Origin of the sequence: Salinibacterium sp. NG253 (assembly GCF_015864945.1) — a bacterium.
Taxonomy (GTDB): Bacteria; Actinomycetota; Actinomycetes; order Actinomycetales; family Microbacteriaceae; genus Rhodoglobus.
In genome coordinates this window covers 405,747-432,381 of sequence record NZ_JADYWF010000002.1, presented here as the reverse complement: position 1 = coordinate 432,381, position 26,635 = coordinate 405,747, and the positions used below count along the sequence as shown (strand labels likewise).

Here is a 26,635-nt window from a genome sequence, read left to right as displayed (position 1 = left end):
CACCGAGAAACTGGGCCACTGGCGACCCCCAATAAAGGGCCGACGCACCGCTCTACTCCGGCTATGTGAAGGTCTTCGTTCCCGTGATCGTGGAGGTGACGAACTTGCCAATCACCGGCGCTGTCAGCAGGGCGAGGCCCGCGCGGCGCTTCCAGAGCTGGAACAGGGTGTGCGGCAGAAAACCGTTCGCCGCCCGACGACCAGCGGCCTGCTTATCGGCGACTACCGGCATCCATTCTTCTTCGTATTCGGCGAAGGATGCGCTGAGTTCTCGATCGCTCGAAATCTTCTCAGCTAAGAGCAATCCACCAGCAATCGCCAACGACGCTCCCTGCCCAGCAAGCAGCGAAACCGCTTGGCACGCATCGCCGGCGAAGACGACGCGGCCACGGCTCCACACGGGCAGTTCAATTTGGGCAACCTGGTCGTAATAGATCTTGTCGGGCTCCGGGCACTTCTCGAGCGCCTCAGCAACGTCATCGCCCATGCCCGCGTAGGCAGCGCGAATGGCCGCACGCGTATCGGCCGGAAGCACCGTGTCATTCACGCGGTGGGCAGCGAAAAGCGCAACCTTGCCATCGCGCAAACCGTAGAGGCCGACCATGCGATCCAACTCATCTGTCGACACGAGAGCGTCGCCGAGCTTGGCGTGAAGCCGCGGAGAGTCGAACGTGTAAGCGCAGGTGTGCATGCCCAGCTGGCGATCGAACGCCGCCGAGTCACCAAAAAGATCATGCCGAACAGCCGAATGGATGCCATCCGCCGCCACCACGATGTCTCCCGAAATGCGCGACCCATCGGCGAGCACGGCGGTGACGTAATCAGTGCGGTCTTCGACCGCCACCACGGCGCTGCCGAGCCGCAGTTCAACGCTCTCAGGGAGAACGTCGAAAAGGGTTTGTTCGAGGTCTTGGCGCATCAGGCTCATCAATTTGCCGCCCTCATTGGCCGCCACAAGCTCATAATCAATTGCTTGGCTGCGACCGTTGGGGCGCACAAAGCGGGCCTCGCTGATCGGGTACCGCAGTTCGCGCAAACGATCCAGAATGCCCATCTTCTCGGCGGCGTCATAGCCGGGCCCAAAGAAGTCGATCATGTAGCCCTGCGTGCGGCGCTCGGGAGCAGCCTCCAGGAGCACAACCTCCCACCCGCGTTCAGCCAGCTGACCGGCGACCGTGAGTCCAGCGATTCCTGCTCCACACACAATGGCTTTGATAATCGCGCCCTTTCTCGTACTACTCGACTCGTGCTTTAAAGCGTGAGCCACTACCGCCCCAACACTTGGCGCAGATAGTCGTTCGCAAACACGCGACCCGGATCGAGCCGGTCACGAATGCTCAAGAACTCATTGAAACCCGGATACGCCGCCGCGAGTGATTCGGCTTGCCGGTTATGCAATTTTCCCCAGTGAGGTCGCCCGTCGTGAGCCATCATGATCGCCTCCACCTCCCGAAAATACTCGGCCGGGTCTTCGCGCCAATAGCGGTGCACCGCAACATAGCCGGTGGCCCGCCCCGACGCGGTCGACAGCAGCAATGAGTCCGCCGCTGCCGAACGCACCTCGATCGGAAAGGAGATTTTCCACCGGCGATCAGTGATCAGCTTCTGGATGGCGCGCACGGCATCCGGCACCGCCTCGATGGGCAGGGCATATTCCATTTCCCGAAAACGCACGGTGCGATTGGTGACGAACACGCTGCTCGAGACGTCGGTGAACTCGCGATTGCCCGAGAGCTTCACGGCGAGACGGTTGACCGGCGGAATGATCGCTGGCGCGGCTGTGCCCGCCGCGCAGATTGCGCGGTACACCCCGTTGGCCATGAACTCGTCGTCGAACCAGTGCGAAAACTTCGTGAGTGGATGCCGCGGCGCATCACCCGGTAGGCGTGTGTTGCTCTTGGTGAGCGCTGTGGTGGTGTGCGGCCAGACGTAGAACTCAAAGTGGTCAGTTTCGGCGCTGCGCTGCAGCCACTCATGCAGGACGGTGGCAGCGGGTTCTGGGCGCTCCACTGCGTGCAGCAAAAAGGTCGGCACGCACTCGATCGTGACATCGACGAGGATTCCGAGGGCGCCAAGCCCGAGGGCCGCAGCCGGGAGCAGCTCGGAGTTTTCGGTCGCGTTCACGCGCAGTAGGTCGCCCGCCGCCGTCACGAGGGTAATGCCGCGCACCTGGGTGGCGATGCCGCCGAAGCGCGCTCCGGTGCCGTGGGTGCCGGTGGAGATCGCGCCGGCAACCGTCTGGCGATCGATGTCGCCCATGTTCGCGAGGGCGAGCCCGAGCGGCTCGAGCAGAGCCGGAAGCTCGAAGAGGTGTGTACCGGCACCGAGCGTGACGTGGGTGCCATTGACTGCCATCACGCCGGCGAGTGCACCGACGTCGAGATGAATACCCTCGGTTGCCGCAATCGACGTGAAACTGTGGCCGGCACCCCAGGCCTTGATGGTCAGCCCGTTCTCGCGCGCGAAATTCACTGCCGCAGTGACCTCGTCGACGCTCTCCGGGCGAGCCGCGAACTCGGGACGCGAACGCTCAGAACGGCCCCAATTGCGCCACACGGAACCGGGACTCAGGGATGCCGGGGGTGGGCTCGATGCGCGGCGCTCCGCCGGCGGCATCCATTCGGGAGTCGTCACAGGAAGGCTTTGCCTTCGCCGCGGTAGGTCGGAACGGTATCGACGATGCGACCGTCAGCGACGACCGCGAACTCGTTGAGGTGCTCAGACAGCTCGCCCGCTTTCGTGTGGCGGAACCACACGCGGTCTCCGATCTGAAGGTGTTCGGCTGCGGGGCCCGTGAGCGGTGACTGCACTTCGCCGGCACCCTCGCGCGGCACATACTTGAGACCTTCGGGCCACGTGGGCTGGGGCATCCGGTCGGCGCCCGCTTCGCCCGAGGCAATCCAGCCGCCGCCGTGCACTGTCGCGATATCGAGGGAGTATTTGCGGTCGACCGCGAGCGCAAATGCTGCGGCCGGCGCCGGAGTGAAGTGGCTGTAGTTGTCGAAAAGGTGCGGGCCGAAGAGTCCGCTGCCCGCCGCGATTTCAGTGACCGCGGTGTCTTCGGCTGTGGACTCAAGTGAGCCTGTGCCGCCACCGTTCACGAATTCGAGTTCGGCAATCTCGCTGATCGAGGCGACAATCTCGCCCCGACGTTCGCGCAGTTCCTTGGCGGATGCCGTCTGCATGACATCGAGCAGGCGACCATAGGCGGCCTTGTGCGGCGGGCGATTGCCCACTCCCGCGATCTGCGCTTCGTACGCCATGATCCCGACCAGAGTGAAGCCGGCGCGGTCCACCACGGCGCTGGCCAGGGCGCGAGCCTGCGCCGCCGAGCGAACGGGCGAGCGATGCGCTCCCACGTGGCCGAGCAACGGTGAGTGGAACGAAGCATCCACATCGATGCAGACGCGAATGGTTTCGCGGTGCTGCGGCGACACGACTGAGTCAACGAAGTCGAGGTGCTCGACCGAGTCGATCATGAGCGTGACGCGTTCGGCGAGCGCCGGGCTTGTGCCGAGCGCTGCGATGGCCGCGCGATCCACCGAGGGGTAGCCGACCACCACATCGTCAATGGTCTCGGCCAGCCAGAGCGCCTCGGTGAGCGTGTAGGCGAGAACGCCCCGGAACTCGTCGAGGTCGAGCACCGCATCCATCACCTCGCGAACCCGAATGGACTTGCTCGCCACCCGAATCGGCACCCCGGATGCCCGGCGAACCATATCGGCAGCATTGTGCGACAGCGCCTCGAGCGACAGCACCCCATACGGAGCGTCGAGAGAGTGTGTGGCATCCGCGAGGCTCTGCCAATAGCTCTCGGGGCTGTTCCAGAGAGGTGCGGGGGTGCTGAGCAGCTTCACGGGTTCCTTCGGGCAGGGCGTGGGCGGTCATGCGCTGATGCAACCTGCTGCGGCACCAGCGCCTTGGTTGCTCAACTTTCCCAGAACCATGCGCGCAGCACAATTGCCACGAACCACTGCGGCGAGCATCCGGTGCGAAGTTACGCCCCCAATTGGCCCACGGCATGAGCGATCACAAGAGCGAGCATGATGAAGGCACCCAACGACTGCACCAGCAACAACAGCTTCACCCGTGGCGAGAGCGGCATTGCGGCACCGGGGCTGAACGCCATCGAACCGATCGCCGATTCGTAGAGGTAGTCGGTGAAGGAGGGAGTCCAGCCGATGGCGGCGGATGATCGGCCTTTGACCTCATCGATCGCATCATGGTCTTCGTCCTGAGCGAACCGGAAGTCGGCGAGCGGAAGCTCAGAACGATCGCTCGTGTGGCGCGTGACCGGACCGCCGCGATCCAACTCCCAATAGACAAGTGCAAAAGCAATCATGTTGGTGAGCCAGACCTGTGTGGCGGCTAAAAGCATCGAGGGGCCGTCTTTCGCCCCGGTAGTGATGAGCACAATCACGACAAAAACGAGAGCGGCAACGTTAGCGATCGCCAACAGCAAGGCAAGGCCCACCGACAGAGTGCGCGACCACGAGGTCTGTTTGACCAGCCGCACCGGATTGAGAGCAATGACGGGAATCAGCATCACCAGGCCAAGCACCACGACCACAGTGCGCACCGCGACCGGCATGATCACGGTTGGCAAGAAGGCATAGCTGGCCAACACCACCAGCACACCGGCAGCGGCCGGCCACCGATGCTCACCGCGAGCATGGCGTTTGATGAGTTTGTCTTGCTGGGCGTCGACGTCAGTTTCGTCGCGAGATTTCTTGGGCACGGCTCATTATCACTCCGCCCTTGACGAATTGGCTGAGGTGATTTTAGGTAAGAGGATGACTTTCGCAAACGTAGGCACCATCGGAGTGCAGCCCGGCCACCGCGACGAGGTTGTGGCCATTCTCACGCGCCGCAGTACCGACCTCGATAGCGCCGGATGCCTCAGCTACGAGGTGGGCGTCAGCGACGAGTATCCCGACACCGTGTTCGTTTCTGAGCTCTGGGAATCAGCCGAGGCCCACCAACTTTCACTGCAACTCGCGAGCGTGCAGGCAGCGATCAAGGAAGCACTTCCGCTACTGAGCGGCGAGATGGGCGGTCACCGTTTCGAAGTAGTCGGGTCACCGCTGCGTTCCTAAGCGATACGGCGCTCCGGGAAGACCCAGCGCACTAGCCCGAAGCCGATCGCAGCGCCGATGAGCTGAGCCGCGATGAAGCCGGGAGCTGAGCCCGGGGCGATTCCCGCAAACGTGTCGCTGAACATCCGGCCGATCGTGATCGCGGGATTGGCAAAGCTCGTGGAGCTCGTGAAGAAATAGGCACCGCCAATATAGGCGCCAACCGCGATCGGAGCGAGGTTCGCGCGCCCCGTGCGCACGAGGGCGAAGATCACCATGATGAGTCCGGCAGTTGCCACGACCTCGCTGAGAAAGTGGCTCGGCGTGAGACGCACCGTCGTGCTGATCGTCACGGCAGCCTGCGCGAACATGAGATTCGCGAGGATCGCGCCGACGATGCAGCCGACAATTTGGGTGGGAATGTAGAGAGCGGTGTCGCGCCACGAGCGCAGCCCGCTGAGCGAATCGACAATCGAGACGACGGGGTTGAAGTGAGCCCCGCTGACGGTCATGAACACCAGGATGAGCACACCGAGGCCGAAGGCGGTCGCTAGGGCGTTCTCGAGAAGTTGCAGGCCAACGTCGCCCGGCGAAAGCTGTTGGGCGGCGATTCCGGAGCCAATAACGACGGCGGCGAGGCCAGCGCTTCCGAGAAATTCAGCGGTGAGGCGTCGGGCCACGGCAAAGGAATGGGTCGCAGTCATCCCGCGATCATACCCACACATTGACAACGATCTATGAACCAAATGTCGTCGCTTAGACTTTTACCCATGTCAGCGACCGAGTCACCCGTCTCCGCTCGCGAGAGTGAGCGCGCTATCGCCGAGCGCATCGCCCACAGCATGCGTGCCATCGCGGATCCCACCCGGGTGCAAATCTTGCGCCTGCTGATGGATGCCCCCGACGGCCGTCGCGGAGTCACCGACCTTGCCGCACGCCTCGGCCTCACCCAGCCCACCGTGAGCCACCACGTTCGCATCATGGCCAACGACGGCATTCTGCAAAGCGCTCAAGAAGGTCGCCAAGTCTGGTACTCGCTCGTGCAATCGCGCCTCGCCGACGTCTTCGACTTCGTGCAACACTCCCCCGCCGACGCACCCACCGTTGCCGTCGACCCCGCGGTGTTGAGCCGGATTACCGACGACCTCGCCCTGCGATTCGCGGGCGTCTTCTCTCGCGAAACAGTGGCCGACTACGTGGCGAGCAGCTACGAACTGCTACGCCAGGGGGCGCCGCGCGACCGCCACTTGTCGTCGCACACCTCACGATTCGCCGCCGATCGCCTGGGCTCGCTCGCGCTTGTTGACTCCGACGAGGTGTCGGATGCCGCGGCATCCGGTGCGCCAACCGACGTGCTGTTTGTGTGCGTGCAGAATGCGGGTCGCTCGCAAATGGCATCCGCAATTCTGAGGTCTCTTGCTGGCGACCGTGTGCGCGTGCTCACCGCTGGATCACAACCCACCGAAACCATCAACCCGAAAATCGTGGCAGCACTCGATGAGATCGGTGTCTCGATCGCGGGCGAATACCCCAAGCCGCTCACCGATGAAGTTGTGCGGGCCGCCGATGTCGTGATCACGATGGGCTGCGGCGATGCCTGCCCGATTTACCCCGGCCGTCGTTACCTCGACTGGGAACTCCCCGACCCCGCAGAACTCGGCATGGATGGCGTTCGAGCCGTACGCGACGACATCGATGCGCGCGTGAGGGAGTTACTTCAGTCACTCCCTTCGGTGAACGCTGAGTGAACTAATCCTCCAGCACCCCGCCAGAATTCGTTGAAGATATAGACATTCATCTATTCTTTGTGCATGACTACTGAGACCACCACCGCTAAGCCCGTTGTTCTTTTCGTGTGCATTCACAACGCTGGCCGCTCGCAAATGGCTGCCGGTTACATGAAGGAACTTTCCGGCGGCGCCGTCGAAGTTCGCTCGGGCGGCTCAGAGCCCGGCAATGAGATCAACCCCATTGCCATTCAGGCCATGGCCGAAGAGGGTATCGATATCTCGCAGGCAGTCCCTCAGCTCATGACGACCGACCAGGTGCAAGCTTCGGATGTTGTCATCACCATGGGCTGCGGAGACGTCTGCCCGATCTTCCCCGGCAAGCGCTACGAAGACTGGGAGCTCGTTGACCCTCGCGGCAAGGGCATCGACGACGTTCGCCCGATCCGCGACGACATCAAGGCGCGCATCCAGAAGCTGCTCGCGGAGATTCTTCCCGCCTAGACAACTACTTAAACGACTGAAGGCGGCCGCACTGCGACCGCCTTCAACTCGTTAATCATGCAGTGCCCCGACAGGGACTCGAACCCTGACTGTGATGATTTTAAGTCATCTGCCTCTGCCAATTGGGCTATCGGGGCACGCCCCACGCTTTCGCGTGGAGCATGCAGTCACGCTACTTGGGGCGTGAAGCGAATTCTTCGAATGCGCGGCGCGGTTCTACGCGTGCCTCGAGCGAAATGGTGTCGCGACCCCAGAAGAAGTTCGTGATCCAGTTGCTGAAGACGCGAGCCTTGCGCTCGAACATCGGCATCGCCATGCCGTGGTAGCCACGGTGCATGAACCACGCCGGGAAACCCTTGACCGCGATCTTGCCCGACTGGAAAACGCCGTGGTAGAGACCGAGACCGGCAACGGCACCCTGGTTCTTGTGGAAGTAGTCCTTGGTCTCTTCGCCGCGAAGCGAAGCCACAATGTTCTTCGCCATGAGCTTGGCCTGGCGAACAGCGTGCTGAGCGTTCGGAACGCAGAAGCCGCCAACGCCACCACCGGTGAGGTCGGGAACAGCACACACGTCGCCGGCACCCCAGGCACCCTCGACAACACCGTCATCGTTGATGACACGGAGGTCTGCCTGCACGCGGATGCGTCCACGCTCTTCGATGGGAAGGTCAGTGCTGCGCACGACCGGGTTGGCCATAACGCCAGCGGTCCACACGATGGTGTCTGACTCGAAGCTTTCGCCGGTCGACAACTCAACCACGCCACCCACCGCTGACTTCAGCTGGGTGTCGAGGTGAATCTGTGCGCCACGGTCGGCGAGGTTCTTGATAACCCACTTGCTCGTCTCGAGCGAAACCTCGGGCATGATGCGGCCCATTGCTTCGATGAGGTGGAAGTGAGTGTCTTCGAAGTTGATGCTCGGGTAGAGCGGCAGCAGCGATGAAGCCAGGCTGCGCATCTCGCCGAAGGCTTCGATACCGGCGAAGCCGCCACCGACAACAACGAACGTCAGCAGACGGTCGCGCTCAGGGCCTGCAGGCAGGTTGGATGCCTTGTCGAAGTTGGTGAGAAGACGGTCACGAACGGCAACAGCCTCTTCGATCGTCTTCATGCCAATCGCTTCGTCAGCAACGCCCGGGATCGGGAAGGTGCGCGAAACGGCGCCAGCGGTAACGACAACGAGGTCGTAGTCGATCTCCCACGAGTCACCCACTTCAGGCTGAATCGTTGCAGTCTTCGCCTCGTGGTTGATTCCGGTGACCTTCGCCGTGACGACCTTGGTGGTCTTCAAGTGGCGACGGTGCGGAACAACCGCGTGGCGAGGCTCAATGGAGCCTGCTGCAACCTCAGGCAAGAAAGGCTGGTACGTCATGTAGGGAAGAGGGTCCACCATGGTGACCTCAGCTTCGCCGCGACGCAGCCACTTTTCGAGCTTACGGGCAGTGTAAAAACCGGCGTAACCGCCGCCGACAATCAAGATTTTTGGCACGAGTTAGAGTCTCCTAAAAGGGAAGTTCGCCACCAAACTTACTCTGTCTCGCGCAGACTCCTAAACCGACGCCAAGCTAAGACGCCCGAACCGGCCAAAATCATCAAAAAAATCGTGTAAATGGCAAGAGGTACGCCCACATTGCGAAGCATGCTCACGGTTGGCAGCACTGTTCCGAGTGGACTGACGGGCCCCGCAACATCGGGAGCCACCTCAGGAATCGGAGTTGGTGTCGCACTGAAACTCGGCACCGGAATCGGGGTTGATGCCGCGCGACGGTAAATCGTGATCCACTCCGCGAGGCTGCCCATCGGGTTCTCGTCGACAAGCGGAACGTTTTCGGTCACCGCTGCTTCGGCATCGATGAGACCAAAACCATAGATCGCGTCTGCACCGGGAGCACCAGTGTCATGCGCCGTCGACACAATACGGTTAATCACGTTGTTGGCGTCGAGTTCAGGATGCGCGGCACGCACGAGCGCCACGATGCCGGCCACAATCGGGGTCGCCCCACTGGTGCCGTTCCACAGAACATGCGAACCGCCGGGAGCAACACCCACCAAGTCTTCACTTGGCGCGGCTACACCAATCGTGATGCCCTGAGTAGATGCGTTAAAGCTCGCGACGCCGTTCACGTCGACGCCGGCAACGGTCAGAACGCCGGGCATCGTCGCGGGCGCACCCACGGAGGCAGTTCCGCTGCCCCGGTTTCCCGCCGCCGCCACAACAACAACGTCGTTGTCCATCGCGTAAAGGAACGCGCTGTCCCAGCTGAGCGGCCAGTCGAGAGTCTCGCGGGTGAGCGACAGGTTAATGACATCGGCCCCCTGATCGACTGCATAGCGAACCGCCAAGGCAATCTGATCATCCGAACTGATCGCCCCACCGGTGAAACCAATAGAGATCGCCATAATGTTCGCCGCTGGAGCCGCACCGATCACGCCAGCGTCCGTGCCGGTGCCGCGCCCTGCCGCGAGCGACGCGACGAGCGTGCCGTGCGCTGGGTTATCGTCGCCGACCGGCGTCTGGCCGTTTGCCGAGCCTTGGCCTGAGAAATCTGTTCCGCCCGTGACAACACCAGCAAGCTCGTCCACCGAGCCATCAACACCGGTGTCGATCACCGCAATCGTCACGCCGGCGCCCTTGGTGGTCTTCCACGCGGCTTCGATGCCGTACTCCTGAAGCCAATATTCTTGGTCACGCACCGCATCCGCGTGGGCAGGGGTCGCCACCAATAGCGACGCAAGGCTCGCCATCAGTATCGCGCCAGCAGCCCACCGCTTCACTATTGTGTCTCCCCTGTCACCGTCGCTGGGGCAGCAGAGGGCACCGAAGCAGAATCGGCTGCCGAGGCGCGGTCGCTAGTTGCTTCGGTGTAGTCGGGGCACTGGCACACGGTCGGGCTCCACGAGGCACGCTCAAGAGCAATGTCGCCGATGGGGTTAACTCCGGGGCCTGCGGCGAGTGAATGGCCGACCAGCGCGTGCAGGCACTTCACGCGGGTGGGCATGCCGCCGGCTGAAACGCCGGCTAGCTCGGGAACGACCTCAATGCCATCCCGGTCGGCAATGTAGGCCTCGTGGGCAGCCTGATACTGCGCACCAATCTCGCCCTCGAGCATTGCCGCGAGCTCCGGCATCTGGCCCTCAGCTTCAAGCGTGGACACGGATGCCGTGGCCGCCGGGTGGCACAGGTAATAAATCGTGGGAAACGGCGTTCCATCGCTCAGGCGCGGTTTCGTCGAGACCACGGTCGGAGCTCCGCACACGCAGCGCGCCGCAATGCCGATCACATCGCGAGCGGGGCGGCCAAGTTGAAGCGACACAATGCGCACGTCTTCATCGCTGACGGTGTCAAACGGTGGGGTGGTCATTGCTGAGGTCCTTCAACTACGGGGGCGGTGAGGTCGTCGGGGGCATCTTCCGTGAGACCAGCAGTGTAAATGGACGACACGAGAGTTTGTACCCAATCAATTTGAGTGGTTTGGATGGTCGCGCTCACCGGCACACCATCTGAGGTCGTGACATCGGCCGCTTCCCCGGTAACCAAGTAGCTCACTTCGCCCGGATACACGTAGTACAGCCGGTCGCGAGCCTGGGACTCGATGTAGGCGCGGTCATCCCAGCGGGCAACATTTTCGGTGAGGCTGTCGACAGACTCTTGAGCCTCTTCGACCTCAGACTGCAGTTGCGCAATCGTCTGCTGTTGCTCGATCAAAATGCGCAGGTTGGGCGCAAGAACGATGACGGCGAGTATGAGCAAACCAAGCATAAGCACGGTGAAGCCCGAGAAGCGGATCGTGCGCAGCCAGTGTTCGGGCGCGCTCTCCTCGGGCAGCGACACCGCTACCTTTTGTGCTCGTACTCGCCTAGCCATGCGTTCGATGCTAGACGACGCTAGTGAGTGCTAGCCGTTGAACCGCGGGAAGGCGGTGCGACCAGCGTAAACAGCGGCATCGCCGAGCTCTTCTTCGATGCGCAGCAGCTGGTTGTACTTAGCTACGCGCTCGGAGCGAGCCGGTGCACCAGTCTTGATCTGGCCGGTGTTGAGCGCGACCGCGAGGTCAGCGATCGTGGTGTCTTCGGTCTCGCCTGAACGGTGCGAGATGACGGCGGTGTAACCGGCACGCTGAGCCATTGCCACAGCGTCGAGGGTCTCGGTGAGCGAACCAATCTGGTTGACCTTGACGAGGATCGAGTTCGCCGTTGCGAGCTCGATTCCCTTGGCGAGACGCTTCGGGTTGGTGACGAACAAGTCGTCTCCGACGATCTGCGTCTTCGAACCGATCTCGGCGGTGAGCTGAGCCCAGCCCTCCCAGTCGTCTTCGTCCAGCGGGTCTTCGATCGATACGAGGGGGTACGCGGCAACGAGCTCGGCGTAGTACGCGCTCATCTCGCCAGCCGACTTCGAGGCACCCTCGAACGTGTAGGCGCCATCCTTGTAGAACTCGGTTGCTGCGACGTCTAGTCCAACGGCGATGTCCTTGCCGGGCGTGAAGCCAGCCTTCTCGATTGCTTCCATGAGCAGGTCGAGTGCAGCGCGGTTGCTGGAGAGGTCGGGGGCGAAGCCACCCTCGTCGCCGAGGCCGGTGCTGAGGCCCTTGCTCTTGAGCAGTCCCTTGAGCACGTGGTACGTCTCAACGCCCCAGCGAAGTCCTTCGCTGAAGGTATCTGCACCGTGCGGGAGGATCATGAACTCTTGGATGTCAACGTTGCTGTCAGCGTGCGAACCACCGTTGATGACGTTCATCATCGGCACGGGAAGCACGTGAGCGTTCGGGCCGCCGAGGTAGCGGAAGAGGGGCAGGTCTGCCGAGTCAGCCGCAGCCTTGGCAACAGCAAGCGATACACCGAGGATCGAGTTAGCGCCCAAGTTCTTCTTGTTCTCGGAACCGTCAACGGCGATGAGCTCAGCGTCAATGAGGCGCTGGTCGGAGGCGTCAAGGCCTTCGATTGCGGGGCCAAGGTCGTCGATAACCGCGTCAACGGCCTTCTGAACGCCCTTGCCGAGGTAACGGTCCTTGTCGCCATCGCGAAGCTCGTAAGCCTCGAATGCGCCAGTGGATGCTCCCGAAGGAACTGCGGCGCGAGAAACTACGCCGTCATCGAGCAAAACCTCGACCTCGACCGTGGGGTTACCACGGGAATCGAGAATTTCGCGGGCGCCAACTGCTTCGATCAAAGCCACAGGGTGTCTCCTTAAAGAAAGTTTGTTTGGACTGACAGTGGTGGATGTCCGTGTGAAAGCCTACTCCGAGCCAACGGCCGGCGCTGACTCGTTACGGCTAACAGTCGGTGACGGGGCTGGCGAACGAAACTGGCCAGTGGCTAGCAGCACTATCACCAGAACGAGCGGCACGAGCCATCCGGTCCAGCCCAAAATGCTTGCCTGAAGGGGGTCGAAAGATTCGCCAACCATGATGAAAATGATCGAGAACCCGGCAGCTGCGTTGAAGGCACCGTGAGCTAGGGCGGCCGGCCACACCGACGCCGAACGGATGCGCAGCCACGCGAACACTCCGCCAACGACGATCGTCATGCCGACCATGGCCGTGAGCGCGAGCCAGCCGGGAGCACCAGGGTAGTTGTAGCCGAGCAGGATGAGCGGGGCATGCCACAGACCCCAGATCACTCCTGAAATAAGGATGGCCGGAACGATGCCGAGGGGCAGCAGCTTGGGCAACAACCAGCCGCGCCAGCCGAGTTCTTCACCGAACGCCGGAATCGTATTGATGACCGCACCGATCAACACGTTCACAAACTGCAGCGCGACCAGCAGGCCAATCGGGACAGGCAGCGGCTCTTCACCAATCGCCGCCAACTGGCTATCGACCAGCGCCTGGAAGCCGGAGAAGTTCACAAAGTCGGCCGGGTAGACCCCCACGATGGCACCGACAACGAGCGCAGCCAGAATCAAGACGGGCGGAACGACGAGCGCCAACGCCAAGTAGCGCAGGAACCGACCGACGGGGCGCACCGAACCAAGCCCCAGCGCCGCGCGCCGCGAGCGAGCATCCGGATGCTTCTCGACAAAAAGGACGACCACGAGCGCCGCGATCGCCGGCGTAAACATCATCGCGAGCGCAAACACCGTGAAGAACGGATTCTCGAGACCGCCCGTGAACCAGAGAGGAAGGGCAAAGAGCCACGCGAGCCCAAAACTGACGCCCACGAAAACAAGAATCGGCTTTGCTTTGACGTTCACGTTTTCTCCCTCAAAAAGTGGGCGCTAGCTAACCACCCAGTGGCTTGAACTCAAGGCTATCAATGCTCATGTTTTCTGCACGGACCGTTGCGAAACTGGTGAAACCGGCACCCTTCAACTGATCGAGAAGCTGGGGCATTTTCTTCGGTCGAGCCTCAAGCCGCACGCGTTTGCCGTCACGAATCAACGCTGCTTGCAACCGCACGAGCGTCGCCGCATCGACATCGGTGTCGTAAATCAACGCAAGCTGGTCATCATTGTCTGCATCGCCGAGCTCAACGAGATCGACAAGACGTTCGAAGCCGAGCGAGAAGCCAACAGCCGGAACATCGCTGCCCAAGAAGCGACCGATCATTCCGTCGTAGCGCCCGCCGCCACCGAGGGAATAGCCGAGCGACGGATGCGCGACCTCAAAGATGGCGCCCGTGTAGTAGCCCATCCCCCGCACCAACCACGGGTCGAATTCGATCAGCGCTCCGGAGTCACCACGGCCCGCTTCAACGGCCTGGCCGATCGCCGCGAGTTCAAGAATGACCTCCTCGGCGACTCCTGCGGGCAGGGCGGCACGGATGGCATCCGCGCTGAACTCAACAGCAGTGTCGGGGGCCGGACGCGTCAGGAATTCGGCGAGCGCCGCCACTGGACCATCGGGGAAGGCACGTTCACGCAACTCAGCAACAACGCCATCGGCACCGAGTTTGTCGAGCTTGTCGACCGTGATGAGCACCGCTTCGTGCTCCTTGGCCGGGAACCCGAGAATGCTGAGCGAACTCGTGAGCAAGCGACGATCGTTCACGCGAATGGTGCAGCCTTCAATGCCGAGAGCATCAAGCGTGGCAGCCGTAGCGGTGATGAGTTCGATCTCAGCGCTCGGGCCCGCCTCGCCCATGATGTCAATGTCGCACTGCACAAACTGGCGGTAACGCCCCTTCTGCGGGCGCTCGGCACGCCACACGGGTGCCATCTGAATCGCCCGGAACACCTTCGGCAATTCGGCACGGTGCGTCGCATAGAAACGGGCCAGCGGCACCGTGAGGTCGAAACGCATGCCCAGGTCGGCGAGTTCAAGCGCATCGGATGCCGCCTGCAGCTTCTCACTCGTGAGCCCTCGTTTCATGACAGCGAACGCGAGCTTCTCGTTGTCGCCGCCCAAACCGGCATGCAAGCGTGAGCTGTCTTCCATCACCGGGGTTTCGATCTCGTCGAACCCGTGAGCACGGTAGCTTCCCCGGATGACACTGAGCACACGCTCACGCTGAGCTTTTTCTGCAGGGAGGAAATCCCGCATGCCGCGGGGAGGGTTAACAGTGGACGCCATGCTTCCTATTCTCTCGCACGTGGCACATTCCCTCGCCACTCGCCGCGATTTCTACTCTTCTGCGGGCAGTTGTTCGAGGAACTCGAGAAACGTGGTGATCGTCTCGTCATTCGGATTCTGGCGGCTCGCACGCTGTGCCCACTCCAGCGCCGCGGGGGCGTCACCGGCACGGTAGAAAGTACTGGCCCTACCCAACATGACTTCAGCATCGTTGGGGCGCATGCTCAGAAGGCGCTCATAGACCTCCTGCGCATCTTCCGGACGGTCCGCTGCCCGCAGACCGACGGCATACGCCTTGAGCGTTGCCACGCTGTCCGGGGTATCCGCTAGTGCTCGCTCAGCCCAACCGACCGTGAGAAGCGCCGCACCATCGACCCTGTTGTCGGCGGCAACGGCGAGGTACTGCGCTGCTGTCGAGGCGATCGAGGTATCCCATGGTCGCAACGCCATCGCCGTCTCAAACTTCGAGTTGGCCGTGGCCACTTCTCCGGCAACGGCGTGGTTCACGGCCTGCTGGAGAGGGACTTCTGCAACGCACGAAATGATCAACCATGACGCCCACAGGCCGATGATCACGGTGCGTGCCACTCTCGCGAGAGCAGCGCGGGCGGATTCGTCAGTCGTCGGCGCGCGGGCGGATTCGTCAGTCGTCGGCGCGCGGGCGGATTCGTCAGTCGTCGGCGCGCGGGCAATGAGCATGCCAACAACCACACAGCCCAGGATGCTTGTGGAAGGCGAAGTGAAATGGGTCAGCAGCCCCACTGCCCACGCTGCACACAACGCCAGCGCTGCCGCGGCCAGATCCGACTTGCCGAGAATTTGTGGCGCCCAGCGGGGTGATTCCAGAGCCTCGTTGAGGGTTACGAACCACTTTCGCACTCCAACGACGCCGACCGCCAGCACTATGGTCAACGCGAGAACGAGAAAGAGTACTCCGCCCGCGGACACAGCTTGGAGTATCCAGTTGTGAGGAGAGTCGAGAGTAGCTCCGGACTCAACCTGTTCGAACCATTGCGGACCGTGCGATTGACCGATTGCATCGACATAGCCGCTCGGCCCAAGCCCCAGGAAAGGAGTTTGCGCGAACAGGGTCAGCGACTCTTTCCAGATCAGGATTCGATCGTCGATGGTTGACGATGCCCCTAAAAGTCGAGCTCGAGTTAGCGGAATAGCGAGCGCAATCGCGAGCATCCCCGCTGCGATTCCGGCGGCGATAAACCACAAGCGCAGAATCTTTCGACCGGACAGCTCCACCACACGGGCGCTGCGGCGGAGTTCAAAGCCCGCCACCACAATCAGTGCTGCGAACAGAGCGAGAAGCGCACCGCGGGAAGCAGACAAGAGAACAGCCGTAATCGCCGCACCAACGCCCGTTGCAAGGAGAAGGCGATATTCCCAAGAGACGTGGACGGCGAGCGCAGGCTTTCCCTTGCCAACCCTGATAATTCGGTCGGGAAACCATGCCCGCAACGCGGGCAAGCTGAGGAACGCGAAAAGCATGGCACCGGCGATGCCCTGATCAGTGGCATTGCCCAGCAACGACCCTGGACGCTCGAAGGATGTCGAAATCGGACGCGCGCCGGATGCCTCGAGAAGGGCAACAACTGCGATCGCGATAGCAATAGTGGCAGCCGCTCGAAGCGCAACAAGGGGCGCTTGATGTGAGCTTCGAGGTCCGAGCAGTCGGGCACCAATCCATGCCGCCGCAAAATACACCGGAAGCGAAACCAGCCCTTCGAAGCGGGGAGCTCTCCCCCACAGTTGCGGGAGAGGTACTGCCGAAAGAAGCGCAGCGCTCGCCAGCACAATCGCACCCGCACCGACCGCAATGAGGAACCACCGCGGGAGCCTGCCGGTGGCCGGAGCCAGAGAAGCAAGAAGCGCGGCGAGTGCCAACGCAGCCTCTTTGGGGAACACCCAGCGGTTCAGGCCGTCTGGCAACAGCACGACTACCGCGATAAAGGCGACCCACAGCGCCGCGCTCCCCAGCCTGCTGGATGGCATCGCTGGGGAGCGCGGGGCTTTCATAGGGTCTACTCTGGCGCGGATGAGCGCGTTTCTAATGGTGCACTCACCCGTGTGTCGCTAGCAGGCGTCGTCGGTGAGAATCCTGTGGCTGAGGACGCCTTCCCCGCCGAGAACAACGCGGCTCGTCGCGCCCAACCGGAAGAAGTCGTCGAGAACGTCACACGGAAGACCGAATGCCGGCGACAGATACAGGGGTGCATCTTTGAATCCAGCAAGCGCAGCGCCGCCCAGCGAATCTGCAAAGCCCGTCGAGGTAGCGACGAAGGCGGTGCTGCTTGCCGGGAACAACTGGTTGATGGCCACAGCGGTGGCTACACGTCCTCCGCCCGAGTAGCGAATAACCTCGGTAACCCCAGGAACGGTGGCGAGAGCTGCCTCGATTCCTGAGCTTACGACTCCAGTGCCTCCAGCGATCTTGATGTGGCTGACACCCAGCTCGACGAGCAGATCCTGTGTAGCTGCATCAAGGGTGTTGCTGTCACCGTTCACCAAGATCACGGGTCCGTCCAAGTACGCCGCAGCGGGGCTAGCCGCTAAAGCATCAGGGAAGTTGGCTCCGGTCGCGATGAACGCAACATCGGCACCGTCCGGGAACGCGTCCCGCGCAATAGCGCGAGATGTTGCATAGCGATTCGAACCTTCGAGCCGCATCACGGGCTCGTCGTCCGCCACAAGGGCGTTCAGCTGGGTGACAACGTGCGCCGAGACCACTCCGGTGCCGCCGACCACCACAATCTGTTCTGGATCTAGTCGCTCGACTTCCGCCGCGACGACACTCGGGAGCGAGCCTGTTTCAGTCAAAAGCAGCGGGGAATCGAATGCCGCTGCCGCCGGAACAGCACTCAAGCCATCCGCAAAGCCGTCTCCAGTGGCAATATAGAGTCGCTCAACACCGGGCGCGAATCGCTGCGTGATCTTTACCGACGTCGCATAGCGATTGGAGCCGCCCAGACGAAGCGCTTCATTTGAGCTCACGGGAAAGATTGCGTCGACGTACGAAATTTTTTCGCCGGGCGCAAGCGTGATTTCGGTCGCCGAGCTCGCGTCTTCTGTGCCCGGGAAGTATTGAGTCTCAGAATAGGCTGACGAACTGAATCCGACCGTATAGGTACCGGGCGCGATTGGAATTTCATAGGTTGACGGCTTGTCGTCAACGAGAGAAACCCAATGGGTGGTGCCGTTCTTGCTGACGTCGACGTTTTCGACGCTCACCAGAACGGTGCGACTAATCGCCGAGGGGCCGCCCGACTTATCGCCGCTGTCCCCCACATTGTTGAAGTCAGTCACGCTTCCGCGGATGTACGCATTTTTAAGAAACTCGATATCGTGCGTCACGTCGCTGGCGGAAACCTCGACAGTCGCGCTATAACCAGCAAACCGGGAATCGTCGTGTGCACCGAAAATCGTGTATTCGCCCGCTGCGAGAACCTCAGTTTTAAAGGTCGAACCAGTGATCGTGATCTCAACCGTGTCGTACGTGCTGGTGTCGTACGCCTCGAGGTAAGCAATCGTGCCGGTCGCCCCAGGCGCACTCCACGATCCAGAGATCGCGAAACCGATTGCCGAGGCGGGAGCAGCTGAAGTCACAGGAGCGACGACTAGCGCGATGGCCGCAAAAAGCGCTGCTAGCGTGACTTTCAACCGGTTTTTTGGGGAAGTGAAGTAGGCAGAGCTCATAGATTTTCCTCATAAAAATTCAGGTCAGAACTGAGCGAATATTAGGTTGATCGAGGTTAGCGCAACCCAAACCAGCACCGTCGGGAAAAACATGAATTGAGCAAAGTGGTCTACCGCTGGCGCTACCCCCCAGTTCGCCCGGAGGTGAAACCGAAACAACAGTGCAGAGCACATCCGCCGGTGAGATTATCGGTGCGTCGCTTGATCCGCTAGTGCTTCAATCCGCGAGCGATGGTGCGCGATCGCGGCTTCAAAGACGGCGTTAGATGCCTCACGATCGTGGTTGAGCACGAGATCGAACTGCACGCCGTGGAACATATTGACCAACAAGCGAGCCTCCACCTCGGCCGCGCCGCGTTCTACTCCTAGGGCTACTAGCGCTGCTGTGCCCATCTCGATCCACCGCACAAAGTAGTCACGCGTGATGGAGAGTTCGTCGCGTTCCACCGCTTCGAGCAGGCCAGCCTCAAGTTCGAGGCGTTGGCGGTGCAAGTTTTCCGGCAGTTGCGTCCACCGCCACGACTGCGCGAGGCTCGAAAAGTAGTCCTCAAGAGTGTCAAACGGAAGCATCGCAGCTTCTTCAGGGCTCGCTCCCCGCGCGTTGATCCGCACTATTTCACGGACGAGCTCTGCGCGCGTTCCGAAATGGTAAACCAGCGTGAAGGTACTGACATCGAGCGCTTTCGCAAGCGAACGGAATGTGAGACTAGACAGCGGTTTATCAGCAAGATAGGCGATAGTTTGCTGAAGAAGAGCTGGCTTGCGTGTCGGGTCGGGTCTACGGGCCATAAAATAAACATAACGGTTGTTTGCTTATGGGTTCGACAATGGTTATGATTTCTCCTTGTGCCGGAAACCTGTTAACGGCACCACAACTACTTGAATCCCCCTCACCAGGGGCTTCTCCAACGCTGGATCGGTAGGCCGGGTAATCCCACCGATCCTTCAGCGCGCGATGCCATTCGGTAGACGATCGACGTGCGATCACATGTCTCGTTTGCTGGCGTTGCGCCGGTGCCCTCCTTATTCGGGTTAAGGGGGGCACCACCCATCCGGGTTCTAGTCCGCTGAATCGGCCCTCGCTACCGACACTTCGTGCTCCTTGATCTCTTCGGTCAACTGGCGCAGCGCTGAGCGCAACGCCCGTTCCGAATCCAAACCGTTTGCTTTCGCGGATGCCACAATCGCCAGCAGCAGCGGGCCCAGTTCATCTTCTTCCGTAACATTGATCGCGCCCGGAGTCGTGGCATCCAAGAGTCCGACCTTGTGCGCCCGACCGAGCAGCTTGTCAGCGAGTGCTAGCGCAGGCATCTTCTGCGGGATGCCGTCGGTGACGCTAGTACGTTCGGGCTTCTCTGTTTTCTTCAGTTCGTCCCAGGCCGCCACAACGTCGTCGGCCGTCTCGGCGGTGGCGTCGGCAAACACGTGCGGGTGCCGGCTCACCATTTTGTTGTTCATGTGAGCGGCTACATCTTCGAGAGTGAAGCGCCCCGCTTCAGTCGCAATGTCGGCATGGAAAAGCACTTGGTAGAGCACGTCGCCGAGCTCTTCGACCATGTCGGCGGTACCGCCACCTTCGATCGCATCCACCAACTCGTAGGTCTCTTCCACAAGGTGCTTCACAAGCGACTCATGCGTCTGATCGCGATCCCACGCGCACCCTCCCGGCGCACGCAGCCGTTCGAGAGTTGCAATAAGGGTGTCGAGTTCGGGATGAGGCGCAGCAGGCTCAGTCATGCCGCCATTCTCCCACTTCTCAAACTAAGCCAAAGTCACGTTCCGTGTTGCGGGATGTCCTCCGGCGAGAGTGCCGCGCTCTCGACCACTATGTGTCGTGTGGACCCGAAGAACACGTCTCCTAGGCGCGCCATCGGTGTACCTTCTGCCACTCCGGTTACCCGCCGTTTCATCGCTGGCTTCATCCAGTTATTCAAGCCTCTCCTCAGAGTGAACTTGATCGCCTACCGGGTCGAAACCGCCAACGCACTCTTTCCCGACGATGTCCCCGAGGGAGAAGTGGACGGCCCCGATCCTTCCCGGATGCTATTCATCGGAGACTCGGCGGCATCCGGCTTCGGCGTGCTCAATCACGGGCTCGCCGTGGTCTCGCAAACTGCACGCTTCGTGGCGCGCGAACACGGTTCCGGATGCTCGTGGACGACCATGACCGACACTGAACTCACGATGGCTCGCGCCGCCCACCAGCTTGCCGACATCTCGGTCGACGTGGATGCGGTGGTCGTCTTGCTCGGTCCGCCCGATGTGCTGCTGGGAACCACCGCCACCAAGTGGAGGGAAAGCCTCGTGGCGCTGATCGAGGCTGCGCGTCACGGCGCACACCCTGAGTGCCCCGTAATTGTGTCTGAAGTTCCCGTTATGTACCGCTTTCGCCCCATGCCGCTCGTCGTACAGCGCATCCTCGCCCTGCAGATCAATCGCCTGAACGAGGCGACACTCACTGTCTGCGAGGCGGTGCCCGACGTGACCTACGCGCCCTTCCCTGCGCTCGAAACCAGCACCGCATTCATCGAGCAAAGCCTGAATTGGAAAACTGTGCACTCTCTCTGGGGCAAAGAGCTCGGCACCGCCACGGCGCGGGCGATCGCGGCCCAGCAGCACCCCGACAGCACCGAAATTGACGACGACAACTAGATAACATTCGTCGCCTTCCGCCGCACCCTTCGTCTCAGCCCCGCCGCAGCATGCAAGAATCTTTCCGTGGCAGCCTCCCCTCAACGTCCCCGCACTCTTGGCACTCTTATCGTTGTCGTGCTCGTCGCGGTGATCGCCATCGCGACCTACTTCGGTAACGGCACGCTAGGCTTCACCCCCGACGATTCTGACGTCGCGGGCACCTCGAACAGCTCGAATCCCGCTCCCGAAAGCGCGCCCGAGACCGCCGACAACGCCGACAACGCCGACGCAGCGAGCGCCACCATCGGCATCCCGACTGACGCTTTCGCGGCGACCGTCAACTATGTGCACGACGGCGACACGCTTTATCTCCAGAACGGCAGCACCGAATTGAAGGTGCGCCTCATCGGGCTTGACACCCCCGAGCTCGCCAGCCAGCAGAATCCGGATGCCGAAGAATGCTACGGAATCGAAGCGCGTGAATTGCTGCGCGACTTCCTCCCCGAAGGCACCACCGTGTGGGCCTCTGAGGATCGCGAACCCGAGGACCGCTACGGCCGCTCGCTGCTCTACGTCTACCTGCAAGACGGCACGTTCGTGAACTTAGCCATGGTCGAACTCGGCGCCGCTGAAGCTCTCAAAGTCGGACTCAACGATCGCTACTGGCCCGAGCTGCGCGACGCCGAAGATGATGCCTACGCGGCGAAGCTCGGCATGTGGGGCGCCTGCTAGCTCGCGGCCGAAGCGCACTCGGTCACGCATCGCGTCGGCCGTTCAGCCACCGCATGGCACGATTGGTGCATGCTCGACCCCGCTAACCCCGTCATGCTCGCACTGCTCTGGCTTACGCTCGGCGGGGTTCTGACCGCTCTCGCTCTGCGCACGTTCCGCCGGGATCAGCGCGAATACCGCCGCTTCAAACGTTTTCGCACCACCAAACGTCGCCAAAAGATGTTGCGCCGCTGGTTGCTGATCTCGTTCACGCTGTTTGGCGGTCTAGCACTCGTGGTTCTCGTGGTGAGCGGAGCATTCGCCGCTCCCCTACTCGCCGATGTTCAATCGTGGCCGTGGGTGTCCTGGTTGCTTGGCATACTCACTGCCCGCCCCTCCCTCACCGGCGGAGTGCTCGTTGGGCTCGCGATCGGCGTGATCGTCGTCACAGTAGTTGCGATCATCTCGGTTCGAAACGAGGGTGACGAGGTCGTGAGTCTTGGTGATGTTCAAGCGATCCTTCCCCGCAATCGCCAAGAGCTCGTACTGGGTGGATTGCTCTCCATCAATGCCGGGCTCGTTGAAGAACTGCTTTTTCGCCTCGCTCTGCCGGCGCTGCTTTTTGCCACCACCGGCAATGCGATCGTCGCGGTTGTGGTGAGCCTTCTCCTATTCGGGCTCATGCACTCTTACCAGGGACTCACGGGCATCATCGTCACAACGGTGCTCGGCGCAGTCTTCATGGCCATCTACGTGCTCACCGGAAGCATTCTCATCACGATCATCGCGCACGCGCTTCTCGACCTGCGCTCGCTCGTGTTGATTCCGATGGCGATCGGGGGCGTTCACCGAATCGACGGTCGACGAAACCCACTTGCCTTTAAACCGACAGCGAAGCCTGCGAAGCCTGCGACGCTTCCCGAGGCCGAAGCCGAGGGCGCGGGTGCGGGTACGGCCGAGCCTGCTTCGAGCGACTCAACAACCGAAGCCCCGGCACCCACGCCGGAATCAGCGCCGGAGCCAGCGCCCTAGTTCTTAGCTTGCGCCGGATGTGCCGGACGCACCCGCAGCATCCTTCGTTTCTTTAGCTTCTTTCGCCTTGGCTGCTGCCTTGTCGGCCGCAAGCTTCTCGGCCGCTTCGGCCGCAAGTGCAACCTCCGCGAGCTCTGCCGCGGTATCTTGAGCGCCGAACACTGACACGAGCAACTCCTTGGCCCAGTCGATGAGGTCGCCATCACTTGCGCCCGTGGGCAGCGGAATGATCGCGGCGGAGGCGGCCGAGTGATACTTCGATCCTGGATACATCCGCTGCAGACGGATCTGCTTCGAGTCGAGCAGATCGGCAGGCGCGATGCGTAGCTTGTCGCCCATGACGACAACCTCGCTGAGTCCGAGTCGCTGCGACATCCGCCGCAGGCGAGACACCGCGATGAGGTGCTTCACTTCCTCGGGCGGTTCGCCGTAACGGTCGGTAAGTTCGTCGAGAACACGATCGATGCTGTCGGCGGATGCCGATGGTGCGCTGGCCGTGGAAAGCTTTTGGTAGGCCTCAAGACGCAGGCGCTCGCTTTCGACGTAGTCCTCGGGGATGCTGGCGTCCACCGGCAACTCAAGCCGCAACTCGGTCTGACCTTCGGCAACATCACCGCGGAACGTGGAGACTGCTTCGCCGATCATCCGCAAGTACAGGTCGAAGCCGACACCGGCAATGTGGCCAGATTGTTCGCCACCGAGCAGGTTTCCGGCACCACGAATTTCGAGGTCCTTCATGGCGATCTGCATGCCGGCACCGAGCTCGTTGTTGGCGGCGATAGTGTCGAGTCGCTCATGCGCGGTTTCGCTCAGCGGCTTCTCTTCGTCGTACAGGAAGTACGCGTAAGCGCGCTCGCGGCCACGACCCACTCGACCGCGCAACTGGTGCAGCTGGCTGAGGCCGTACTTGTCGGCCCGGTCGATGATGAGCGTGTTGGCGTTGGGGATGTCGAGCCCGGTTTCCACAATCGTCGTCGAGACGAGCACATCAAACTTGCGATCCCAGAAGTCGACCATCACTTGCTCAAGTGCTGCTTCAGGCATCTGGCCGTGGGCAATGGCGATTCGAGCATCCGGAACCAGTTCGGCAATTTTGGCCGCAACCCGGTTGATCGAACTCACGCGGTTGTGCACGTAGAACACTTGGCCCTCGCGCAACAGTTCGCGCCGAATAGCGGCGCCAACCTGACGTTCGGAGTACGGGCCAACGAAGCTGAGGATCGGATGCCGGTCTTCTGGCGGTGTCGCGAGGGTCGACATTTCGCGGATACCCGTGACCGCCATCTCGAGCGTGCGAGGAATCGGGGTTGCTGTCATCGCGAGAATGTCAACGTTGGTTTTGAGCTTCTTGAGCGCGTCTTTGTGTTCAACGCCGAAGCGCTGCTCTTCATCGATAATGACGAGGCCGAGGTCTTTGAAGGCGATGCTCTTTGAGAGCAAACGGTGCGTTCCGATGACGACATCGACGGTGCCGTCAGCAAGGCCCGCGATCGTTTCGCGCGATTCTTTCTCGGTCTGGAAACGGCTAAGAGCCCGCAAGTGCACGGGGAAGCCCGCAAAACGATCGGCGAACGTCTCGACGTGCTGGCGCACGAGCAGCGTTGTCGGCACAATCATTGCGACCTGTTTGCCGTCTTGCACAGCCTTGAACGCGGCGCGCACCGCAACTTCGGTCTTGCCGTAGCCGACGTCACCGCTCAGCAGGCGGTCCATCGGCACCGGGCTCTGCATGTCGGCTTTGACCTCGTCGATTGTGGTGAGCTGGTCAGGAGTTTCCGCAAAGGCGAAAGCCTCTTCGAGCTCACGCTGCCACGGGGTATCGGGCCCAAAGGCGTATCCCTTGCTTGCCATGCGAGCGCTGTAGAGCTTGACGAGTTCGACAGCGATATCGCGAACGGCACGACGTGCTTTGGTCTTAGCGGCCGACCAGTCGCTGCCACCCATTTTGTTGAGGGCCGGCGATTCGCCACCGACATAGCGCGACAGCAAGTCGAGCTGATCGGTGGGCACATACAGCTTGTCGCCAGGGTAGCCACGCTTATTCGGCGCATACTCGAGCACCAAGAACTCGCGCTGAGTCTTGACCGCATTGCGGCCGCCCGTGCTGACCTCGCGCGACACCAACTCGATGAACTTGCCGATGCCGTGCGTCTGGTGAACAACGTGGTCGCCGCTCGAGAGTTGCAGCGGGTCGACAACGTTCTTGCGTCTGGCCGCGAGCTTGCGTGCCGGGCGCGAAGCGTAGCCGACAGACCGGCCAAAGAACTCGCCCTCGCTCAGCACCGCAAGCTTCGCCTCAGGCATCGCAAAACCATGGTCGACGGATGCCCGCAGCAGATACGCCACTCCCGGCTCGGTATCGGCCGGGAAGGAATCAACGGCACGCCCTGCCAATTCGCGTTCGGCCAGAAGGCCCGCCGTGCGCTCCACAAGCCCGGCTCCCTCGGCAACGATCGCTACCGTCCAACCGTCGGCGAGCAAGTGACCAACGTGGTCGAGAGCACCATCAAGAGTGCCGGCGAACGAGGGGGTTGCCGTGGCTGCGATACGAACATATTCGGATGCCTCTTCTGCACCATCCAGCAGGTCGACGGCATCCGCTGCCCCCGAGTCGAAGGTGCTGAGGGTCCACCAAGGGCGATCCCCCGCGGACGCCCGAAGCGCGTTGAGCGTGACAAAGTCACCGGCATCCAAGTCAATGGGCGCTTCAGCGCCAGCCGTCGCCGCGTTCCAGGCCGCACTCAAGAACTCTTGGTTCGTCTCAGCGAGGCTGATCGCGCGCGACGACACCTTCTCGGGCGAGAGCACCGCGATAGCAGCATCCGCCGGAAGGTAGTGAGTGATCGGCACCAGTTTGTCGACCAGCGCCGGCGCTAGCGACTCCATGCCATCGACCGGAATGCCTTCGGCAATCTTCGCGAGCATTGTGGAGAGACTCGGAAACTCGTGCTGCATCTCGCGGGCACGCTGACGTACCGCATCGTTCAACAACAGTTCACGACTCGGCACCAACTCGACTGACTCAACATCGCCCTCGATAGAGCGCTGATCGGCGACCGAGAACTCGCGCAACTGCTCAAGCTCATCGCCAAAGAATTCGAGACGAAGCGGATGCTCGTGGTTGGGCGCAAACACGTCAAGGATGCCACCGCGCACCGCAAATTCACCGCGCCGCGTCACCATGTCGACACGGGAATATGCCAGCGCCACGAGTCGCTCCGACAGCGCCGAGAGGTCGTAGTTGCGGCCGCCCTTGGTGAGCTCGACCGGTTCGATCGTCGTGAGGTTATCGGCGATGGGCTGCAGCGCTGCCCGAACGGATGCCACCAGCACAAACTGGCCAACCGGGTTCGCTTGCCACTTGGACAGGTCGCGCAGGGCCTGCATCCGCTTGCCGACTGTTTCGGCACTCGGGCTCAGCCGTTCGTGCGGGAGGGTTTCCCACGCCGGAAATTCGACAATCTGCGCATCGGGCAGATAGCTCGTGAGCGCACGGCGCAATGATTCGGACTCGCGACCGGTCGCCGTGACCGCCAACAGCGACCGCGGGGCGTTCGACTTTGTGAGTAACCCACCAAGTAGCGGTGCACGCATGCCATCAACGAGCGAGAAGTCTGCGCTACGTTCAGAGAAACGGAGGGCGCTCTCTACGGTTTGGGCGCGCGAAAGTGCTGAGATAATTCCGTCGAGAGTCACCGGATTACTCTACTCGCGGCCACTGACGCTCCGGTGCGAG

The 26,635-nt window shown here is 61.7% G+C and carries 23 protein-coding genes and 1 tRNA gene; 6 read left to right on the top strand and 18 right to left on the bottom strand.

From position 1 onward, the window contains the following. Positions 1–61 precede the first annotated feature (61 nt). The 4 genes from I6E52_RS11925 to I6E52_RS11910 form a co-directional block, all read right to left on the bottom strand. Complete coding sequence (locus I6E52_RS11925) at positions 62–1,267, bottom strand: FAD-dependent oxidoreductase (RefSeq protein WP_307842526.1); 1,206 nt, start codon at positions 1,265–1,267, stop codon at positions 62–64. After that, the gene (locus I6E52_RS11920) at positions 1,267–2,634 is read right to left on the bottom strand and encodes a D-arabinono-1,4-lactone oxidase (protein WP_374059109.1); all 1,368 of its coding nucleotides are present in this window, start codon (positions 2,632–2,634) and stop codon (positions 1,267–1,269) included. Before I6E52_RS11920 ends, I6E52_RS11925 begins: the two co-directional genes overlap by 1 nt. Further along, positions 2,631–3,857 (bottom strand): amino acid deaminase/aldolase, encoded by a 1,227-nt coding sequence (locus I6E52_RS11915; protein WP_197157695.1) that lies wholly within the window; start codon positions 3,855–3,857, stop codon positions 2,631–2,633. The genes I6E52_RS11920 and I6E52_RS11915 overlap by 4 nt, the downstream gene beginning before the upstream one ends. A gap of 140 nt (positions 3,858–3,997) precedes the next feature. Further along, positions 3,998–4,738, bottom strand: a complete 741-nt coding sequence (locus I6E52_RS11910) for a hypothetical protein (protein ID WP_231602086.1) — start codon at positions 4,736–4,738, stop codon at positions 3,998–4,000. A gap of 55 nt (positions 4,739–4,793) precedes the next feature. Here I6E52_RS11910 and I6E52_RS11905 point away from each other — a divergent pair, with 55 nt between their 5' ends. Continuing rightward, entirely contained in the window at positions 4,794–5,096 is a 303-nt protein-coding gene (locus tag I6E52_RS11905; protein WP_197107480.1) for a putative quinol monooxygenase, read from the top strand. On the opposite strand, the gene I6E52_RS11900 is transcribed toward I6E52_RS11905, so the two are convergent. After that, positions 5,093–5,779 carry an MIP/aquaporin family protein gene (locus tag I6E52_RS11900; RefSeq protein ID WP_231602085.1) on the bottom strand — a complete coding sequence of 229 codons (687 nt, stop codon included), beginning with the start codon at positions 5,777–5,779 and terminating at the stop codon, positions 5,093–5,095. The two genes, I6E52_RS11905 and I6E52_RS11900, sit on opposite strands and share 4 nt — an antisense overlap. A 66-nt stretch (positions 5,780–5,845) precedes the next feature. On the opposite strand from I6E52_RS11900, the gene I6E52_RS11895 reads away from it, so the two are divergent. Next, positions 5,846–6,823, top strand: coding sequence for a metalloregulator ArsR/SmtB family transcription factor (locus tag I6E52_RS11895; RefSeq protein ID WP_231602084.1), 978 nt, complete (start codon positions 5,846–5,848; stop codon positions 6,821–6,823). 63 nt (positions 6,824–6,886) lie between these two features. Continuing rightward, positions 6,887–7,306: an arsenate reductase ArsC gene (locus I6E52_RS11890; RefSeq protein ID WP_197157691.1), complete on the top strand. Its 420-nt coding sequence runs from the start codon at positions 6,887–6,889 to the stop codon at positions 7,304–7,306. Positions 7,307–7,369: 63 nt separating this feature from the next. Here the strand turns inward: I6E52_RS11890 and I6E52_RS11885 are convergent. The 12 genes from I6E52_RS11885 to I6E52_RS11830 form a co-directional block, all read right to left on the bottom strand. After that, a tRNA-Leu gene (locus tag I6E52_RS11885) sits at positions 7,370–7,443 on the bottom strand. Positions 7,444–7,478: 35 nt separating this feature from the next. Beyond that, complete coding sequence (locus I6E52_RS11880) at positions 7,479–8,795, bottom strand: NAD(P)/FAD-dependent oxidoreductase (RefSeq protein WP_197125661.1); 1,317 nt, start codon at positions 8,793–8,795, stop codon at positions 7,479–7,481. Between the two features lie 38 nt (positions 8,796–8,833). Next, complete coding sequence (locus I6E52_RS11875; protein WP_307842523.1) at positions 8,834–10,081, bottom strand: S8 family serine peptidase; 1,248 nt, start codon at positions 10,079–10,081, stop codon at positions 8,834–8,836. Further along, a complete protein-coding gene (locus I6E52_RS11870) occupies positions 10,081–10,668 on the bottom strand; it encodes a DUF501 domain-containing protein (RefSeq protein WP_231602083.1) in 588 nt (195 codons plus the stop codon). The genes I6E52_RS11875 and I6E52_RS11870 overlap by 1 nt, the downstream gene beginning before the upstream one ends. Beyond that, positions 10,665–11,171, bottom strand: coding sequence for a septum formation initiator family protein (locus I6E52_RS11865; protein WP_231602082.1), 507 nt, complete (start codon positions 11,169–11,171; stop codon positions 10,665–10,667). The genes I6E52_RS11870 and I6E52_RS11865 overlap by 4 nt, the downstream gene beginning before the upstream one ends. A gap of 30 nt (positions 11,172–11,201) precedes the next feature. Beyond that, on the bottom strand, positions 11,202–12,482 hold the full coding sequence (gene eno / locus I6E52_RS11860; protein WP_197157689.1) for a phosphopyruvate hydratase: 1,281 nt from the start codon (positions 12,480–12,482) through the stop codon (positions 11,202–11,204). Positions 12,483–12,542: 60 nt separating this feature from the next. Further along, the gene (locus I6E52_RS11855) at positions 12,543–13,499 is read right to left on the bottom strand and encodes a CPBP family intramembrane glutamic endopeptidase (protein ID WP_307842521.1); all 957 of its coding nucleotides are present in this window, start codon (positions 13,497–13,499) and stop codon (positions 12,543–12,545) included. A 28-nt stretch (positions 13,500–13,527) separates the two neighbouring features. Next, positions 13,528–14,817 (bottom strand): histidine--tRNA ligase, encoded by a 1,290-nt coding sequence (hisS, locus tag I6E52_RS11850; protein ID WP_197157687.1) that lies wholly within the window; start codon positions 14,815–14,817, stop codon positions 13,528–13,530. A gap of 51 nt (positions 14,818–14,868) precedes the next feature. Beyond that, on the bottom strand, positions 14,869–16,845 hold the full coding sequence (locus I6E52_RS11845) for an O-antigen ligase family protein (RefSeq protein WP_197157684.1): 1,977 nt from the start codon (positions 16,843–16,845) through the stop codon (positions 14,869–14,871). Positions 16,846–16,902: 57 nt separating this feature from the next. After that, positions 16,903–18,522 (bottom strand): cell wall-binding repeat-containing protein, encoded by a 1,620-nt coding sequence (locus I6E52_RS11840; RefSeq protein ID WP_197157682.1) that lies wholly within the window; start codon positions 18,520–18,522, stop codon positions 16,903–16,905. Between the two features lie 186 nt (positions 18,523–18,708). Further along, positions 18,709–19,311, bottom strand: a complete 603-nt coding sequence (locus tag I6E52_RS11835; protein ID WP_197157680.1) for a TetR/AcrR family transcriptional regulator — start codon at positions 19,309–19,311, stop codon at positions 18,709–18,711. A gap of 270 nt (positions 19,312–19,581) precedes the next feature. Next, entirely contained in the window at positions 19,582–20,259 is a 678-nt protein-coding gene (locus I6E52_RS11830; protein WP_197157678.1) for a MazG family protein, read from the bottom strand. A 210-nt stretch (positions 20,260–20,469) separates the two neighbouring features. Between I6E52_RS11830 and I6E52_RS11825 the strand changes: the two genes are divergently transcribed. From I6E52_RS11825 to I6E52_RS11815, 3 genes are all read left to right on the top strand, one after another. Next, the gene (locus tag I6E52_RS11825) at positions 20,470–21,174 is read left to right on the top strand and encodes an SGNH/GDSL hydrolase family protein (RefSeq protein ID WP_307842520.1); all 705 of its coding nucleotides are present in this window, start codon (positions 20,470–20,472) and stop codon (positions 21,172–21,174) included. Positions 21,175–21,240: 66 nt separating this feature from the next. Next, positions 21,241–21,888, top strand: coding sequence for a thermonuclease family protein (locus tag I6E52_RS14585; protein WP_197157676.1), 648 nt, complete (start codon positions 21,241–21,243; stop codon positions 21,886–21,888). A 69-nt stretch (positions 21,889–21,957) separates the two neighbouring features. After that, complete coding sequence (locus tag I6E52_RS11815) at positions 21,958–22,899, top strand: CPBP family intramembrane glutamic endopeptidase (RefSeq protein ID WP_197157674.1); 942 nt, start codon at positions 21,958–21,960, stop codon at positions 22,897–22,899. Positions 22,900–22,902: 3 nt separating this feature from the next. On the opposite strand, the gene mfd is transcribed toward I6E52_RS11815, so the two are convergent. Continuing rightward, positions 22,903–26,595 carry a transcription-repair coupling factor gene (gene mfd, locus I6E52_RS11810; RefSeq protein ID WP_307842519.1) on the bottom strand — a complete coding sequence of 1,231 codons (3,693 nt, stop codon included), beginning with the start codon at positions 26,593–26,595 and terminating at the stop codon, positions 22,903–22,905. Positions 26,596–26,635: the final 40 nt, after the last annotated feature.